The organism is Variimorphobacter sp. HTMS_6 (assembly GCF_059717775.1).
The window spans coordinates 3644564-3660304 of sequence record NZ_AP046094.1 but is presented as its reverse complement, the minus strand read 5'-3'; the positions used below and the strand labels follow the sequence as shown (position 1 = coordinate 3660304).

14 protein-coding genes and 1 riboswitch are annotated in these 15741 nt (G+C 36.9%); of the genes, 10 read left to right on the top strand and 4 right to left on the bottom strand.

The annotated features are described in order from the left end of the window. The first annotated feature begins 73 nt into the window (after positions 1 to 73). Both AC6IWN_RS16510 and murA read left to right on the top strand, forming a co-directional pair. Positions 74 to 1561 (top strand): hypothetical protein, encoded by a 1488-nt coding sequence (locus AC6IWN_RS16510; RefSeq protein WP_497988864.1) that lies wholly within the window; start codon positions 74 to 76, stop codon positions 1559 to 1561. A gap of 289 nt (positions 1562 to 1850) precedes the next feature. Further along, a complete protein-coding gene (gene murA, locus AC6IWN_RS16505; protein WP_497988862.1) occupies positions 1851 to 3149 on the top strand; it encodes a UDP-N-acetylglucosamine 1-carboxyvinyltransferase in 1299 nt (432 codons plus the stop codon). A gap of 130 nt (positions 3150 to 3279) precedes the next feature. Here the strand turns inward: murA and AC6IWN_RS16500 are convergent, their stop codons facing one another. Further along, a complete protein-coding gene (locus tag AC6IWN_RS16500) occupies positions 3280 to 4362 on the bottom strand; it encodes an HD-GYP domain-containing protein (protein ID WP_497988860.1) in 1083 nt (360 codons plus the stop codon). A gap of 427 nt (positions 4363 to 4789) precedes the next feature. Then, positions 4790 to 4885: riboswitch (SAM riboswitch) on the top strand. Positions 4886 to 4995: 110 nt separating this feature from the next. Between AC6IWN_RS16500 and metK the strand changes: the two genes are divergently transcribed. After that, entirely contained in the window at positions 4996 to 6186 is a 1191-nt protein-coding gene (gene metK / locus AC6IWN_RS16495) for a methionine adenosyltransferase (protein WP_497992218.1), read from the top strand. Positions 6187 to 6410: 224 nt separating this feature from the next. On the opposite strand, the gene AC6IWN_RS16490 is transcribed toward metK, so the two are convergent. Continuing rightward, positions 6411 to 6806 (bottom strand): hypothetical protein, encoded by a 396-nt coding sequence (locus AC6IWN_RS16490; RefSeq protein WP_497988858.1) that lies wholly within the window; start codon positions 6804 to 6806, stop codon positions 6411 to 6413. Positions 6807 to 7038: 232 nt separating this feature from the next. Between AC6IWN_RS16490 and AC6IWN_RS16485 the strand changes: the two genes are divergently transcribed. Next, on the top strand, positions 7039 to 8532 hold the full coding sequence (locus tag AC6IWN_RS16485; RefSeq protein ID WP_497988856.1) for a sensor histidine kinase: 1494 nt from the start codon (positions 7039 to 7041) through the stop codon (positions 8530 to 8532). 20 nt (positions 8533 to 8552) lie between these two features. After that, positions 8553 to 9242: a response regulator transcription factor gene (locus AC6IWN_RS16480; protein ID WP_497988855.1), complete on the top strand. Its 690-nt coding sequence runs from the start codon at positions 8553 to 8555 to the stop codon at positions 9240 to 9242. A gap of 186 nt (positions 9243 to 9428) precedes the next feature. Here AC6IWN_RS16480 and AC6IWN_RS16475 read toward each other — a convergent pair whose 3' ends face one another. Together AC6IWN_RS16475 and AC6IWN_RS16470 are read right to left on the bottom strand one after the other, a co-directional pair. After that, positions 9429 to 9731, bottom strand: coding sequence for a hypothetical protein (locus AC6IWN_RS16475; RefSeq protein ID WP_497988853.1), 303 nt, complete (start codon positions 9729 to 9731; stop codon positions 9429 to 9431). A 75-nt stretch (positions 9732 to 9806) separates the two neighbouring features. Further along, positions 9807 to 10634, bottom strand: coding sequence for a MerR family transcriptional regulator (locus AC6IWN_RS16470; protein WP_497988851.1), 828 nt, complete (start codon positions 10632 to 10634; stop codon positions 9807 to 9809). Between the two features lie 432 nt (positions 10635 to 11066). On the opposite strand from AC6IWN_RS16470, the gene AC6IWN_RS16465 reads away from it, so the two are divergent. The 5 genes from AC6IWN_RS16465 to AC6IWN_RS16445 all read left to right on the top strand — a co-directional run bounded on the left by AC6IWN_RS16465 (position 11067) and on the right by AC6IWN_RS16445 (position 15659). Next, positions 11067 to 12545 carry an aldehyde dehydrogenase family protein gene (locus tag AC6IWN_RS16465; protein ID WP_497988849.1) on the top strand — a complete coding sequence of 493 codons (1479 nt, stop codon included), beginning with the start codon at positions 11067 to 11069 and terminating at the stop codon, positions 12543 to 12545. A gap of 217 nt (positions 12546 to 12762) precedes the next feature. Further along, complete coding sequence (locus tag AC6IWN_RS16460; RefSeq protein WP_497992217.1) at positions 12763 to 13008, top strand: TM1266 family iron-only hydrogenase system putative regulator; 246 nt, start codon at positions 12763 to 12765, stop codon at positions 13006 to 13008. Between the two features lie 144 nt (positions 13009 to 13152). After that, complete coding sequence (locus tag AC6IWN_RS16455) at positions 13153 to 14199, top strand: ABC transporter substrate-binding protein (RefSeq protein ID WP_497988847.1); 1047 nt, start codon at positions 13153 to 13155, stop codon at positions 14197 to 14199. Positions 14200 to 14267: 68 nt separating this feature from the next. After that, positions 14268 to 15065: an ABC transporter permease gene (locus AC6IWN_RS16450; RefSeq protein ID WP_497988845.1), complete on the top strand. Its 798-nt coding sequence runs from the start codon at positions 14268 to 14270 to the stop codon at positions 15063 to 15065. A gap of 18 nt (positions 15066 to 15083) precedes the next feature. Next, on the top strand, positions 15084 to 15659 hold the full coding sequence (locus AC6IWN_RS16445) for an ATP-binding cassette domain-containing protein (RefSeq protein ID WP_497988843.1): 576 nt from the start codon (positions 15084 to 15086) through the stop codon (positions 15657 to 15659). Positions 15660 to 15741: the final 82 nt, after the last annotated feature.

Genomic DNA, 15741 nt, shown 5'->3' with positions numbered 1-15741 from the left:
CATTCTAATGATAGTATAAATGTTATCAGTTATTCGATGAAAAGGGTTAACAATATACAAAGGAGGTTAAGTGATGGGTAGCTATGCAATCATAGTGAAAACAGAAGAAATCAGAAAAAAAGTACAAGAAGGCGATTTGCTATCCGCACAAGAGGTGCTTGACACAATAGATTTAAAGAAGGTTAAAAACTTGTCGGATCTCAACCTCATGGCATCGGTTTTTAAAGAAAATGGTCGCTATGATGAGGCGGAAGAGATATATTACAGAATATATCAGAAGACAAAAACACGTAAAACAATCGCTCAGTTAATAGACATTTCTATCAAAAGAGATGATGTATCAGAGGCTGAAAGATATTTTGAATTATATGAAAAATATTCGCAGGAAGATTTTGAAAGCCATATCTTTCGCTATAAAATTGATAAATTACAAGGGACGTCTTACGAACAGCTAATACAAAGCCTAGAAAAGCTTAAGAAGATGGAGTACTCAGAAAAATGGGCTTATGAACTCGCTAAGCTATATTATAAGGCCGGAATGGAAAAAGAGTGTGTCAAGGAATGCTCTGACATTATTCTTTGGTTTTGTGATGGCATATATGTTGAGAAAGCGAAATTACTCCGCTCCTACTTTACAAATGGTACCAGCAAGGAAAAGATTATGGAGGAGTTAAAGCGAAGAGCAGGAACTGTTCAGGAGAATACACAGGACGTAACCCCAGTAGTGGAACAAGAACAAGAAGATACCGACCAGCTGCGCCAAGAGGCAGCAGATCAATTGTATGAGGAGGTTGCTGTTGCACTGGAGACAGTGTTTCTCAGAGAAGATGCTTCCGATAAGTATGACGCTGAAGGGGAAGAGATTATTGTTAGCCATGAGCAGGAACCTGAAGTAGTTGGGGAGGAAGAAATTGAATCAACCCAGGATGAGGAACCAGAAGTAGCGGAAGAAGAAAACGTTGGCTTAGTCCAGGACCAGGAACCGGAAACGGCCGGGGAGGAAGAATTTAAACCAACTCAGGAGGAGCAGGTTTTTGTAATTGATCTGGAAGAGCAAATAGAAGAAGATTCTATTCTTTGCTACATAAAAGAAACCACGGGAGTTAACCCGGAAGATATTTTCGGCGATTTTCTCAGTGAAGAAACAGTCAAGCTAGAGATATTAGAAGCTCTGGATAATTTGTTACGCGAGGAATTAAAACCGGTTATGACGGTTGTTATAGGTAATGATCAAGAGGGTAAGAATGATCTATCAAAAGCATTGGCTTTATTTATGAATAAAGCAGGCTTTTTGTCGTCTCCCAAAATCGCAAGAATCACTTCACAAAAATTAAATAGCCTAAAGCTTGCAACTAAACGTGAGATTTTAAAAGGGTGTTGTTTGGTCGTTGAGAATACAAATGAGTTAAGTCAAACAACTATTTTTAACTTAATCGAATTCTCAAAGCAGATGAAAGAGGATTTTGCAGTGATACTTACAATAGATAATCAAGAAGGCAAATCACTGCTTGATCAGTATCCAATATTACAGGATGTTTGTTTATCCATAGTCCGTCTGTAGAATTAGAAAACTGCAATTGGTAAAAAGATTTAAAATTTCCTATAGTAACATATGGCTTATTTGTTGCATTTCATGTAAAATAGTATTTAATGTGAAAAAATGATTAGGATAATATATAAAAACAGATGCTTAACAGGTAAAAGAGGCCATAAAGCCTATAAAAATGATAAAAATTATTTACAAAACATTACTTTATGGTATAATTTAAGTTGATGTTAAATCATAAGTAAAAATATGGAAAAATTTACATACGAATCGAAAAACATAAGTTCAAAAATTGAGGTGCGCAATGGAGCAATATATAATAAAAGGTGGAAAACCACTTTGTGGGGAAGTAACCGTTAGTGGTTATAAGAACGCAGCGCTTGGTATTATAGCAGCAGCAGTTATGACAGATGAGACAGTTAAGATAGAAAACATACCGGATGTAAGAGACATAGATGTATTATTACGCGCCGTAGAAGATATCGGTGCTAAGGTAGAAAGAATTAATTCTAATACCGTGAACATAACAGGTAATAATATTCATTCACTTGATGTGGATTTTGATTATGTTAGAAAAATCAGAGGGTCATATTATTTAGTGGGTGCATTACTTGGAAAATATAAAAGAGCTTCCGTTGTGTTACCGGGCGGTTGTAATATCGGCAGTAGACCTTTTGATCAACATATTAAGGGCTGGGAAGCATTGGGCGCAACTGTTAAGATTGAACATGGTTCGATTTGTGCAGACGCAGATGCTTTAATCGGAGCACATATTTATTTTGATGTTTGTAGTGTGGGTTCTACAATTAATGTTATGATGTCGGCTTGTCTTGCAGAAGGACAGACGATATTGGAAAATGCGGCAAAAGAGCCTCATGTAGTTGATGTAGCAAACTTCCTCAACAGCATGGGTGCGAATATTAAAGGCGCTGGTACGGATGTAATTCGTATCAAGGGTGTATCAAAACTGCATGGATGTGAATACTCCATTATTCCTGATCAGATTGAAGCAGGAACCTTTATGTTTGCTGCAGCAGCAACAAAGGGAGATGTATTGATAAAGAACGTTATACCGAAGCATTTGGAAGCATTTACTGCAAAGTTGCTGGAAATTGGTGCAGAGGTTGAAGAATTTGATGATGCGGTAAGAGTAAGTGCAAAGAATACATTAGGTAGTACACATGTTAAGACTTTGGTTTATCCCGGTTTTTTAACGGATATGCAGCCTCAGATGACCACATTACTGGCGCTATCTAAGGGTACTAGTATCGTAACGGAGAGTATATTTGAGAACCGTTTCAAATATGTAGATGAGTTGAGCCGTATGGGTGCTAACATTAAGGTTGAAAGTAATACCGCTATCATAGAAGGAGTAAGTAAGCTTACAGGTGCAGTAGTTTCTGCTCCGGACTTAAGAGGTGGAGCTGCCCTTGTTATTGCAGGATTGATTGCAGACGGATTTACTATTGTTGAAGACGTAGAATATGTAGAACGTGGTTATGAGAAGTTAGAATATAAGATGCAGAGTCTGGGCGCCGATATGATAAAGGTTGATTCTGATGATATTAAATCAATCAAAAAATTTAAATTAAAAATTAGCTAATAATAAAGACGGGATATTGCAAAATAATTAATTTGAAGGAATAATGTTATATTGCCAAACAGTGTGTGAGGCAATATAACATTATTCCTTTAAAACATTATATGTTTTGCAACATCCCTCTTTTTCTATTTTAAATTACGGACGCGATTTGGAGATCCCGTTGCTTGGTAAGATCAATAAACTGCTTACCGGAACGAACGACAGGTCTTGATAGCTCCATCTTATTGATGAATATAATCTCCCCCTCCACTCCGTTATTTAACTTCACAGTATTATGGATATAAGTTTGAACGATGCCTTCTAGGAAGATCATGATATACTTTGGATCATATTTTGAGTATCCTTCACTCTCAAAGATAGATACCACTTGGAAGGGACAGAGAGGGCCTCTATAAACCCTTGCACAAGTCATCGCATCATAAACATCTGCGATTGATACTAATTTAGCAAAGGAATCGATTTGATCGTTGTTAAATCCATAGGGATATCCGGTACCGTCACATCTTTCATGGTGCATCAGTGCAGCGCGCTTGATACGGGGATCGAGATCCTTGTTCTTTAAAAGATTATAACCACGAATGGTATGAGTCTTTACGAGTGTATACTCATCGTCTGTAAGCTTGCTGGGCTTTTTTATGATCTTAGAGGGAATCATTAATTTTCCAACATCATGTAATAACCCACTTAGAGTAATTACGTCCAAATCTTCCTGATCGAAATCAAGCCATTTTCCTATGATGTTACAAATAATTGCTACATTAAGGCTATGAATATAAGTGGTGTCATCATACTGTCTGATGCAGTGAAGCATATTGAATAGGTCGATATTTGAGTCGAATTTATTCAATATATTTTTAGTATCTTTTAGTAACTTATCGGTTTCAATTTCCTGTTCACCATTTATAACACGATCGATTGCTTCTTTAAAGGAAACTACAGTATTCTTATAAGCCTGTAGAAATCGGAGGAAGCCCTCACTCTTTTTAATGTTTTCATAATATGAAGAAGCTTCATGTTCAATATAGGTTTTTTCGGAATTTGCAGCATCATACACCGAAACATCCAGGATTGAGTAAAATACCAATCGCGTTATTATCTTATCCGTTAATGGGGTATCCTTAGCTATCACTAAATGACCATCCTTCGTATAAACATCAGATGAAATAATCATACCTGGAACAGCCTGATTCACTAAAACTTTGATTGTTTTCATAAGGATCACTAATCCGTAGTTTTACGGGTCTCCTTTCATGGATTTATCGATTAGGTAAGATAAAAACTTTGGGTCATGTATATAAGTAAAGTATATGTATTTAGCCAATAAAAGTCAATTCAATAAAAAGGAAATGTGTACTAAATTAGTACTATTTACAATATATTGTCGATATATAACATTTTTTTGGTGGGAAATACAGTTGTATCGATGTATGTGTAATGTGCGGGAATATAGAAAATACCTAGTGATTTTTAATTTGATGTAGGTAAGCGAACCTTGAGTTGGTATAAAAAAATGGATAAAATGGATATTGAATACACTTACGAAATAAGCTTTAAATAATTTATAATAATTTTCTTGACTTATATGTGAATCCGTTATATTCTAATGCTATAAAAGTAATTAAATTGAATATTATATTTTTCTCTTATTCAGAGTGACGGAGAGTAAGGCTCTATGAAGTCACGGCAACCCCTGCTAAGGAAGGTGCCAACCTGAGCGAGTAATCGAACAATAAGGGGATTTGATTTACTTTAATGTCAGGTCCGCTTTCGCGGGCTTATTTTTTTATTTATTGTTATTATATCCATCGCATTTGGGATAATACGCACAAGGAGGATTAATATTATGGTGCAAAAAAGATTATTTACTTCGGAATCAGTAACAGAAGGCCATCCGGATAAAATCTGCGATCAGGTTTCAGACGCAGTATTAGATGCTTTATTAGCGCAGGATCCTATGAGCCGCGTTGCTTGTGAAACAGCAATTACAACAGGTCTTGTACTTGTTATGGGCGAGGTAACCACGCAAGGTTATGTTGATATTCAGAAAACAGTTAGAGATACGATTCGTGAGATCGGTTACGATCATTCCGAATATGGTTTTGACGCGAACACCTGCGGTGTTATCGTCGCTCTTGATGAACAATCAAAGGACATTGCTTTAGGTGTGGATACCGCTTTTGAAGTAAAAGAGAAACTTACAGAGGATGAAGAGTTATCTAAAATCGGCGCAGGCGATCAAGGTATGATGTTTGGCTATGCTACGAATGAAACAGAAGAATTCATGCCTTATCCGATATCCTTAGCACACAAACTTACCAGACAGCTTACCAAGATTAGAAAGGACGGTGTATTAAAATACCTTCGTCCTGACGGTAAATCTCAGGTTACAGTAGAATATGATGAAAACGGTAATCCGATTCATCTAAATGCAGTTGTTCTCTCCACTCAACATGGAGATGAAGTGACAACAGAGCAACTTCGCAAGGACATAAAGCAATATGTATTAGATCCAATCCTTCCGAAAGAGTTAGTGGATGAAAATACAAAGTTCTTTATCAATCCAACAGGACGCTTTGTTATCGGTGGACCAAACGGTGATAGCGGTGTAACAGGAAGAAAGATTATTGTTGATACGTACGGCGGATATGCAAGACACGGCGGCGGTGCATTCTCCGGTAAGGATTGTACCAAGGTTGATCGTTCCGCAGCATATGCAGCTCGTTATGTAGCAAAGAATCTGGTAGCAGCAGGTCTTGCAGATCGACTTGAGATTCAATTATCCTATGCAATCGGTGTGGCTGAGCCAACTTCAATCATGGTTGACACCTTCGGAACCGGTAAGCTAACGGATGAAGAATTCGTTACCATTATCCGTAAACATTTTGATCTTCGTCCAGCAGGTATTATCAAGATGCTCGATTTAAGAAGACCGATCTATAAGCAAACAGCTGCTTATGGTCACTTTGGTAGACTTGATCTTGATCTTCCTTGGGAAAAGGCAGATAAAATTGAAGTTCTTAAGGGCTATTTAAAATAGTTATTAGTGTATATAGGGATGTTGCAAAATAATAATTTATAGGAATAATGTTATATTGCCATAATGCACTGTTTGGAAGACAATATTCATGATTTCTGTATTTCGAAGGCGAACTTTTATGTACGACTGCGAAATACAAAAAATGAATGATGTTCTTCCAACCTATGTGTGAGGCAAATAACATTGTTCCTTAATAGAATTATTTATTTTACAACATCCCTATTTTACGATTTAATTACACGTACTGCCTCATCATAGCTTTTGACCTTTTTGGTTGTAAAATACTTCGTGAATTCTTTGGTCCACATATCCATTTCCCCTTCTATCTCATTGACTTCATTCAGAATAAAAATTACATACTGGCAATCGGTTTTTGACATACCGGGAAGTAAAGTTTGAAAGCCCCATTCAACATCTTCTTTATCATCTTCAAAGCCATTTCTGGCATCCACGATAAAATTACTTCCGGGATGACGGGACAACAGGTTTTGCGCAAAAGTTGCTGGAATTCTGTAATTATCAAAGCAGCAGAACTTTTTCCACGTTAAATATACTACATTGTCTTTTTCTACATATCTTACATTACAATATTCCGAGTCAAAGATTTCGTTATGATTCATATGAGCTACCTCCTAAATTAAAACTTTGGTTATAATTAGTAAATAATTGTGAGACATTATACATTAAATATTCTAAATTAGCTAGAACTTTTTCTTGCTATATTTGCTATTAATTAATGAAAACTTTAGAAACGTCATGGTTTTTTTCTGTGCAAAGATGAGAATGACATGATATACTTAATAAAATGATACCTTTAGATTGATTGAATATAGAATTGAGGAGTTGGATCCATTGAAATTAAAGGACAGGTTATTGACTGCGTTTTTTATAATGATTGCACTTCCGATCATCCTGCTTTCTGTGGCGGCAGGAACCATCGTAAGATTTCAGACAAATTCCGTTCAGCAGTCCTATGATGTTGAAGCGGATACGATTCAGATATTGACCAGACCTATACAAATATTGAATCTACTTACCCGTGGGACATATAATGAGATTAAGCTGGCAGCTCTGAAAACTCCGGAGAAACTGGAGGATGAGTCGTATATACAAAACATTAATAAGGAACTGAGCTATAAATATTCCTTTGTTGCAATTCGTAAAAATAATAAATTTATATTTGCTGGTAATCAGGATAAATTAAATATGATATCCGGCGAGCTGCAGCGATTCGGGGTATATAATACCGATGTTGACGGTGGTATGTATCTCGGCAGCAAGCACCCTTTTTTGGTAAAATCTCAGGATTTTTATTTTTCTGATGGAGGAGAGGGTACGATCTTTGTTATAACTGACTTGAACATGCTGTTCCCTCAAATCAAAGCGGTTATTTCCCAAAGTGTTATCTCTTTTTTAGTAATCATAACATTCACTGGGGTATTGCTAATGTTTTGGATTTATCGAAGCATTTTAAGACCTCTTAATCGATTACGTGCCGGTATGAATCAGATTAAAGAAGGAGATCTGGAATATTCGGTTCAGACGGTGACAAATGATGAAATCGGACAACTCTGTGAAGATTTTGAAGAGATGAGAATCCGGCTGAAGGAACAGATTGAAAGCCGTCTTCAATATGAAGAGGATATCAAAGAGTTAATTAGTAATATATCGCATGATTTGAAAACACCGCTAACTGCGATAAAGGGATATTCAGAAGGATTACTGGACGGTGTTGCGGTAACTCCGGAGAAGCAGGAGAAATATCTAAAGACAATCTTTACAAAAGCAAATGACATGTCCATTTTGGTGGATGAGCTTGCTTTCTATGCTAAGATAGACTGTAATACGGTGCCATACTCCTTTAAGGAGATCAATATTCAAGAATACTTTGATGACTGTATCGAAGACCTTGCCCTCGATCTTGAGGTGAAGAACATGGAGATTAAGTATGAGAATGACTTGAATGATCAGACCTATGTGGTAGCGGATGCAGAACAGTTAAAAAGAGTTATTAATAATATTATTGGTAATGCGGTGAAGTATATTGATAAGAGTAAAGGTATTATACAAATTCGCATTCATGATTTTGGTAATTTTGTTCAAATCGAAATTGAAGATAACGGAATTGGGATCCCACAAGCTGATATCCCTTATATCTTTGATCGCTTTTACCGTGCAGATGCTTCAAGAAATTCTAAGAAGGGCGGAAGCGGACTGGGGCTTGCGATTTCAAAGAAGATTATTGAAGATCATTCCGGAAGGATATGGGCGAAGAGTGAACAGGGAGAGGGCACCACAATTATATTTACCCTAAAGAAGAGTTTTAAGAGCGAAGAAGAGCTATAAATACGATAAGGAGTGATATTATGAGCAGAATATTGATTGTAGAAGATGAACTTGCGATAGCGGAACTGGAAAAAGATTATCTGGAGCTTAGTGGCTTCGAGGTTGAAGTAGAAACAACGGGTGATGTTGGAGCTGAGCGAGCATTAAACGAAGAGTTCGAATTAGTCATTCTTGATTTGATGCTCCCGAATATGGATGGTTTTGAGATCTGCAAGAAGATTCGAGAAGTGAAGAACATACCAGTTATTATGGTGTCAGCAAAGAAGGATGATATCGATAAGATCAGAGGTTTAGGGCTGGGTGCTGATGACTATATGACAAAACCATTTAGTCCAAGTGAATTGGTAGCTCGAGTGAAAGCACATCTTGCTAGATATGACAGACTAATTGGTTCAGGAGTAAAAGAAAATGAATTGATTGAAATCAGAGGGTTAAAGATTGATAAAACAGCCAGAAGAGTATTCTTAAATGGAGAAGAGAAGATATTTACCACGAAGGAATTTGATTTGCTAACCTTCTTGGCAGAGCATCCAAATCATGTTTATACCAAAGAGGAGCTCTTCCGTGATATCTGGGATATGGAATCGGTGGGCGATATAGCCACAGTTACGGTTCATATAAAGAAAATTCGTGAAAAAATTGAGTTTAATACCTCGAAACCTCAATATATTGAAACGATCTGGGGTGTAGGATACCGCTTTAAGGTGTAAAAATTTTTATAAATAGGGCTGTTACAAAACAAATAATTAATTCGGAATAATTGTTATATTGCTTCACACAGTTTGTATTCGAAACCGTGCATTATGGCATAAAACATCATTTCATTAATTTATTTGTTTTGTAACAGCCCTTTTATTTTGAATATGCGATTCATACATATTTCACGATATAACGTTTTATTTTTCGCCTGCTGAAAGGTCTTTGCAGATTATACTTTCAATTGTGGAAACAAGAAGAGCTAGGACGGCAAGAACAACGATCAACAAGGGAATTTTGATCCATATGGCAGTACGTAGCATTTCCATAATATATACGATGGATAAGATACCAAGCAGTGCGGAGGCAAAGGTTACATAACTTAATTTTTGTTTTACGGATTCAAAGACAAACTTATGGCAGTTTTTACATTGTAATTTTGCTTTTGATTCCCACCATTTGCAGGTAACAACTTCATGACAGTGTGGACATACGTATTTCATATGAGGGCTCCTTTGAATTAAATTGATCCGTTTATAGTTACTTTATTTCATATCGCAATATAAAGTTGCAACATTCTAAACGACTTTTACCTGAATTTTATAATAAAACTGACGGCCCTGTTCCGTATCCCTAGGGTATTCGGAGATTACTTCACAAAAATAATCTCCATCAATATGATAATTCCTACGTTTTACTTCGGCCATAAGAATCGATGCATATTCCTTCTCTTTATAGAAACCGGAGCAGCACATCGATAAGTAGGAACCGGGAGGAATTTCTTCTATTGAAGGGTACTTTGTGCTATCTTCATCGGTTAATAAGAATATCTCATCACTATACAGATGGGAGGATGCAAGGTATGAATTTCTAATTATGGTACCCGCGTTACAAAAATACAACATAGGGAAGTCGATTTCCAGTAGATGATTCTTTAATAATCGCAGGTTATATTCATAATGTTTATAGTCATAATCGAGAATATTATAACCGGTATTATATACGATAATTTTACGAGGAGGAATATATTCTAAGAATACTTCACCTACCCGGGGCATCGTAAGATAACGATTATAATTATCCATGGTTCTTTGAATAGATTTCTTACATAGCTCCAATCTCTTTATCTCGGCTTCGATTTCATTATAACGCTTTTTCAAATTCTGCTGCATGGAATCAATATTCGTGATTTCTTCTTGAATCTGCTTTAAAGAAAATCCCATATGCTTATAGTATTGAATCATATCCAGAGTGGCTGATTGACCGATGGTGTAGTAGCGGTATCCAGTCTTCTCATTAATGATCTGGGGCTTTAGTAAACCAATCTTATCGTATAGACGCAAGGTCTGTTCGGATACTTGATTCAGTTCAGCCATTTTTCCGATTGATATTTGATCCAGCTCCAAGAATGCTCCTCCTTTCTTTCGAGGTGAAGATAGCTATTAACCTGGTTTTGTTCTTTGTTATAGTAAATGAATAAAGATACTTATGTTAAGTATAGAATCTAATAAAAAATTGTCAAGTGATATATCATGAAGAGTAAAACTTTATATATGGTATAAGGTTATTGAATGTATAAACAATTAAATATAATTGTAAATAATGATATAAACATGATTGATTTATTTGCATGATCCATAGAGGGACTGGTATCAGAGCATATTTAATATAAATATAATAAATCTGCATTCTGGAAAAATTGACGGAAATATACATATCTTAGCGAGAAGAATTCATTTAATTTAGCGTATTGACTTTGGGGTTGGTATAAGGTTTTCAATTAATACATATTTAATGCAGTAAAAGTAACATGGAGATCATGGAAGGAGGCTATTTACATGGAAACATTTAAAAATTATATTAACGGGGAATGGATAGAAGGAACATCCGGTAAAGTGATTGAGGTAATTAATCCGGCGAATGAGGAGGTTATTGCGCTGGTTTCTGAAAGTAGTGTAGAGGATACCAGAAGAGCAATTGCAGCAGCGAAAGAATCCTTTTATGTAACGCGCGAATGGAGGGATATGGACTCCCAGCAGCGTGGAGATATCTTATTAAAGATTGCGGATGCAATTGAAGCCCGTATCGATGAGCTTACCTTATTGGATACGCTGGACAATGGAAAACCGCTTCGTGAGGCACAAGGTGATATTGATGACGGGGTACATACCTTCCGGTATTATGCTGGATTAATTAAAGCACCTTATGGTGGTGTATATGATGTTAATGGGAATTTCGGGAAAATGCATACCTATACCGTGCATGAGCCGGTAGGTGTAGTGGCACAGATTACTCCATGGAATTATCCGTTCCTTATGTCGGTATGGAAGCTTGCTCCCGCATTGGCAGCCGGCAATAGTATTGTATTCAAGCCAAGTCCGAAGGCACCGTTGTCTACGATTAAATTATTTGAGATATTTGACGAGGTGGGATTGCCAAAGGGATGTGTAAATCTTCTTCAAGGTGATGCTGAGGTTGGATCTGAAATGGGTAAGAACATAGATGTAGATATGATTACCTTTACTGGAAGCACAAAGGTTGGCCAAAGTCTGATGGTTGCAGCTGCTGAGAATGTGAAAAAGATTGGATTGGAGCTTGGTGGAAAGTCACCGAATGTCATTTTTGCAGACGCTGATCTCGATGGAGCGGTAGAATGGGCTATGATTGGTATCTTCTTTAATCAGGGAGAGGTATGTTCTGCAGGCTCAAGAATTATTATTGAGAAGTCCATTAAGGATGAATTCGTAAAGCGATTGGTTAAGAAAGCACATGCCATGACTATCGGAGATGGTAGAGACAATCCGGATTTAGGGCCGTTAATTACAAAGAAGGATATGGAAAAGGTACTAAGCTATATTCAAAGCGGAATCGAGGAAGGAGCTAACTTAGTATATGGCGGTGAGCGATATACGGAGGGAGAATGTGCGAAAGGTTACTTTGTAAAGCCTACCATATTCGATGATTGCACCGCGGATATGAAAATAGTTAGAGAGGAAATCTTTGGACCGGTCGTAACGATACAAACCTTTGAGACGGAAGAGGAAGCAGTTGCAAAGGCAAATGATACAATATACGGACTCGCAGGAGCAGTATTTACCTCTGATTTGACACGTGCTTATCGTGTCATAAAAGAGATACGTGCAGGCATCACTTGGATTAACTGTTATAATCCAACCTATAACGAAGCACCTTGGGGTGGTTATAAGATGAGTGGTATCGGTCGTGATCTTGGTGTTCATGGATTAGAAGAATATCAGGAGATTAAACAAATTAATATTAACCTTACACCGGGTGTGGTTGGGTGGTATGAGCATTAAATATTATCCCTACCAGTTTAGTATGACTATTGACATAGATTAGAGAAGATGTTAAAATTATCCTAGCCAATTCATAAGGATATCTGAGGAAAAGGCATAGGAGATAACATTTTAAGTCAAATCTTAAGACCGGAATCAACCGTAATAAGATGATTTTTAAGTGGTTAAAGTTAATCCCTATGCTGTATGGCATAGGGATTTTTTGGAGGATAAACAGTTGGAAACCAGAGTTGCATTGATTGGCATCATTGTTGAAGATGTTGATGCTGTTGAAAAATTAAATGGACTGCTGCATGATTACGGACAGTATATTATAGGCAGAATGGGAATCCCTTATAGAGAGAAGAACATAAATATCATAAGCGTAGTTGTGAATGCAGAAGCTGATATCATCAGTACTTTGGCAGGTAAGCTAGGCATGATAAAAGGAGTTAGTGTAAAGACTGTTTACTCTAAAAAGTAATGAATAATTTGGATAGACTTAAATGATATAGAGATGATGTACTGCTTGTTTACAGCTTGATGGTAAATTTTTGACATATTTTAAATTAGAGCAAAGTTTATATTTTAATAGTGTGATATAAGATGGATAGAACGGAGTATTAGCATGAAACGTAACTTGTTGATTTTACTTATGTTAATAAGCGTGGTGTTATTTGTAGCCTGCGCCAAAGACACGAAGTCAGATAATAAAGCAGCACCGAGATCAACAGATACTACAGTGACGAAATCTCCAGTTGTAACAGAAGGACAAAAAGTTAAAGTTAAGATAAATATTGCGGCTTTAAAGGGGCCAACCGCAATTGGTATGGTTAAAGTTATGGAGAATGCTGCTTCCGGTAAGACAGTTAATGATTATAACTTTAAGATAGCCGGCGCTCCGGAGGAGCTTACGGTCGGTATCGTAAAAGGAGATATTGATATAGCGGCAGTACCCTGTAACCTTGCATCTGTTTTATATAATAAAACAAATGGTGCAATTAAAATGGTAGGTATTAATACGCTCGGAGTTCTCTATATTGTAGAAACCGGGGATACAATTAAAACGATTGAGGATCTGAAAGGGAAAACAATATACTCTACAGGTCTTGGAACAACTCCACAGTACACCTTGAACTATCTACTAACCTCACATGGTATTAATCCTGAGAAGGATGTCACGATTGAGTATAAAAGTGAACCGACAGAGGTTGCTTCCTTACTTGAGAAGTCAGGGAATGCGATTGCAATGCTTCCGCAGCCATATGTAACCACGGTTATGATGAAAAACCCGAAAGTACATATTGCACTGGATGTAGCAAAGGAATGGGATAAATCAAGCAAGGGTGGAAGCTCGGTTGTAACCGGAGTAGTTGTTGTGAATAAGAAATTTCTAGAGAAGAATCAGCAGGCCTTTGATGATTTTATGAAAGAGTATAAGGAATCTGCTGCGTTCGTTAATTCAAATATAGAGGAGGCATCGGCTTTGGTTGAAAAGTTTGACATATTTAAAGCCGCTCCTATGAAAAAAGCTATTCCATATTGTAATATCACCATGATTCAGGGTGATGACATGAAGAAGAAGGTCAGCGGATATCTGAATGCTTTATTTAAGCAGAATCCTAAATCAGTAGGTGGTAAGCTGCCGGATGACAACTTCTATTATATTCAGTAATGCTTAGAAAGCATTCATACATTACGGTTATTATTCCCCAATAATAATATAGACAGGAGCTGATCGCGATGGCAAAGAAGAAGTCTAAAAATCAATGGTGTAAAAGCTTTGGTTTTAAACTCTTTGCCATCAGCTTCTGGTTCATAATTTGGGAAGGCTTTAGCAGATTACTGGCGAGCAATATTTTGTTACCCTCCCCTTATTCTGTTTTACAATCATTATTCAAATTAATCGTCACTGCATCGTTTTGGCAGACGATCTTATTTTCCTCGCTCCGTATCATAGCGGGGTTTTTGTTAGCCCTTTTTGTGGGTACACTCTTAGCGGTTTGCTCTTATCTTAGTCGATTTATCAAGGAGTTATTTATGCCCTTGATGAAAACCATACAGGCTATGCCGGTTGCTTCATTTATCATCATGGCTTTGGTATGGATTCAATCAAAGAACTTATCTGTGTTGACCTCCTTCTTAATGGTAATGCCACTTATATATTCGAATATTTTACAAGGGTTATTATCCGCGGATCAGAAGCTGTTGCAGATGGCTAAGGTTTTTCGTCTGAGTCACGGTAAAAAAATCCGGGCGATTTATATACCCAGCGTAGTTCCGTATTTTATCTCAGCAATCTCTGTCGGCATGGGCTTTTGCTGGAAAGCCGGTATCGCGGCAGAAGTTATCGGCAAGCCAGCTGGGTCGATTGGAAAGCAACTATACGAATCGGAGCTTAACCTAATGATGGAAGAGTTATTTGCCTGGACAATCGTTATTATCCTAATTAGTATAATGTTTGAAAAAGTAGTTATGCTGCTTTTGTGTTTGATTCACAAGGATGCGGAAATGAACAAAGAATTACTTCCTGAGGAATAATAGGTTGGAGGAGCAATTATGAATATTGAGTTAATGCAGGTATCAATGCAATTTGATGGAAAACCTGTCTTGCAAAATGTAAGTATGTCCTTTGTAGAGGGAAAAATCAACTGCTTAATGGGTGCCTCCGGAAAAGGGAAGACAACCATACTCAATCTAATTATGGGACTAATAAAACCGGATAAAGGTGAACTCGCGGGCAATCAAGGATTAAGGATGGCAGCAGTGTTTCAAGAGGATCGGTTAATCGAGCATTGGGACGGAATAAAGAATGTAAAGCTTGTATGTGGTAAAGGGATAAATGATAGATATATTCAAGAAGAACTTAAGAAGCTGGGAGTTATAGATAGTATAAATAAGCCGGTACGTGATTATAGCGGAGGGATGCGTCGTAGGGTAGCAATCCTTCGGGCAATTCTTGCACCAAGTGACTTGTTGATTTTAGATGAACCCTTCCGCGGACTGGACATAGAGTTAAAATATAAGGTAATCAATTACATTAAAGAAAGCACAAAGGGAAGAACAGTTATTGTTGTGACACATGAGATTGAGGATGTGAAACGTTTGGAAGGAAATCTGATTACATTAGATTAAAACATCGATAATAAAAATAAAAATATCTATAATAAAAAGATTAATATATTAAAAGATAAATATATTAAAAGATAATATCTAT

Excerpts from the sequence above, each read along its gene's own strand:
- AC6IWN_RS16510 (WP_497988864.1), top strand. The coding sequence starts at position 74 with ATGGGTAGCTATGCAATCATAGTGAAAACAGAAGAAATCAGAAAAAAA.
- AC6IWN_RS16450 (WP_497988845.1), top strand. The coding sequence starts at position 14,268 with ATGGCAAAGAAGAAGTCTAAAAATCAATGGTGTAAAAGCTTTGGTTTT.
- AC6IWN_RS16475 (WP_497988853.1), bottom strand. The coding sequence starts at position 9,731 with ATGAAATACGTATGTCCACACTGTCATGAAGTTGTTACCTGCAAATGG.
- AC6IWN_RS16480 (WP_497988855.1), top strand. The coding sequence starts at position 8,553 with ATGAGCAGAATATTGATTGTAGAAGATGAACTTGCGATAGCGGAACTG.
- AC6IWN_RS16500 (WP_497988860.1), bottom strand. The coding sequence starts at position 4,362 with ATGAAAACAATCAAAGTTTTAGTGAATCAGGCTGTTCCAGGTATGATT.
- AC6IWN_RS16490 (WP_497988858.1), bottom strand. The coding sequence starts at position 6,806 with ATGAATCATAACGAAATCTTTGACTCGGAATATTGTAATGTAAGATAT.
- AC6IWN_RS16445 (WP_497988843.1), top strand. The coding sequence starts at position 15,084 with ATGAATATTGAGTTAATGCAGGTATCAATGCAATTTGATGGAAAACCT.
- AC6IWN_RS16455 (WP_497988847.1), top strand. The coding sequence starts at position 13,153 with ATGAAACGTAACTTGTTGATTTTACTTATGTTAATAAGCGTGGTGTTA.
- AC6IWN_RS16465 (WP_497988849.1), top strand. The coding sequence starts at position 11,067 with ATGGAAACATTTAAAAATTATATTAACGGGGAATGGATAGAAGGAACA.
- murA (WP_497988862.1), top strand. The coding sequence starts at position 1,851 with ATGGAGCAATATATAATAAAAGGTGGAAAACCACTTTGTGGGGAAGTA.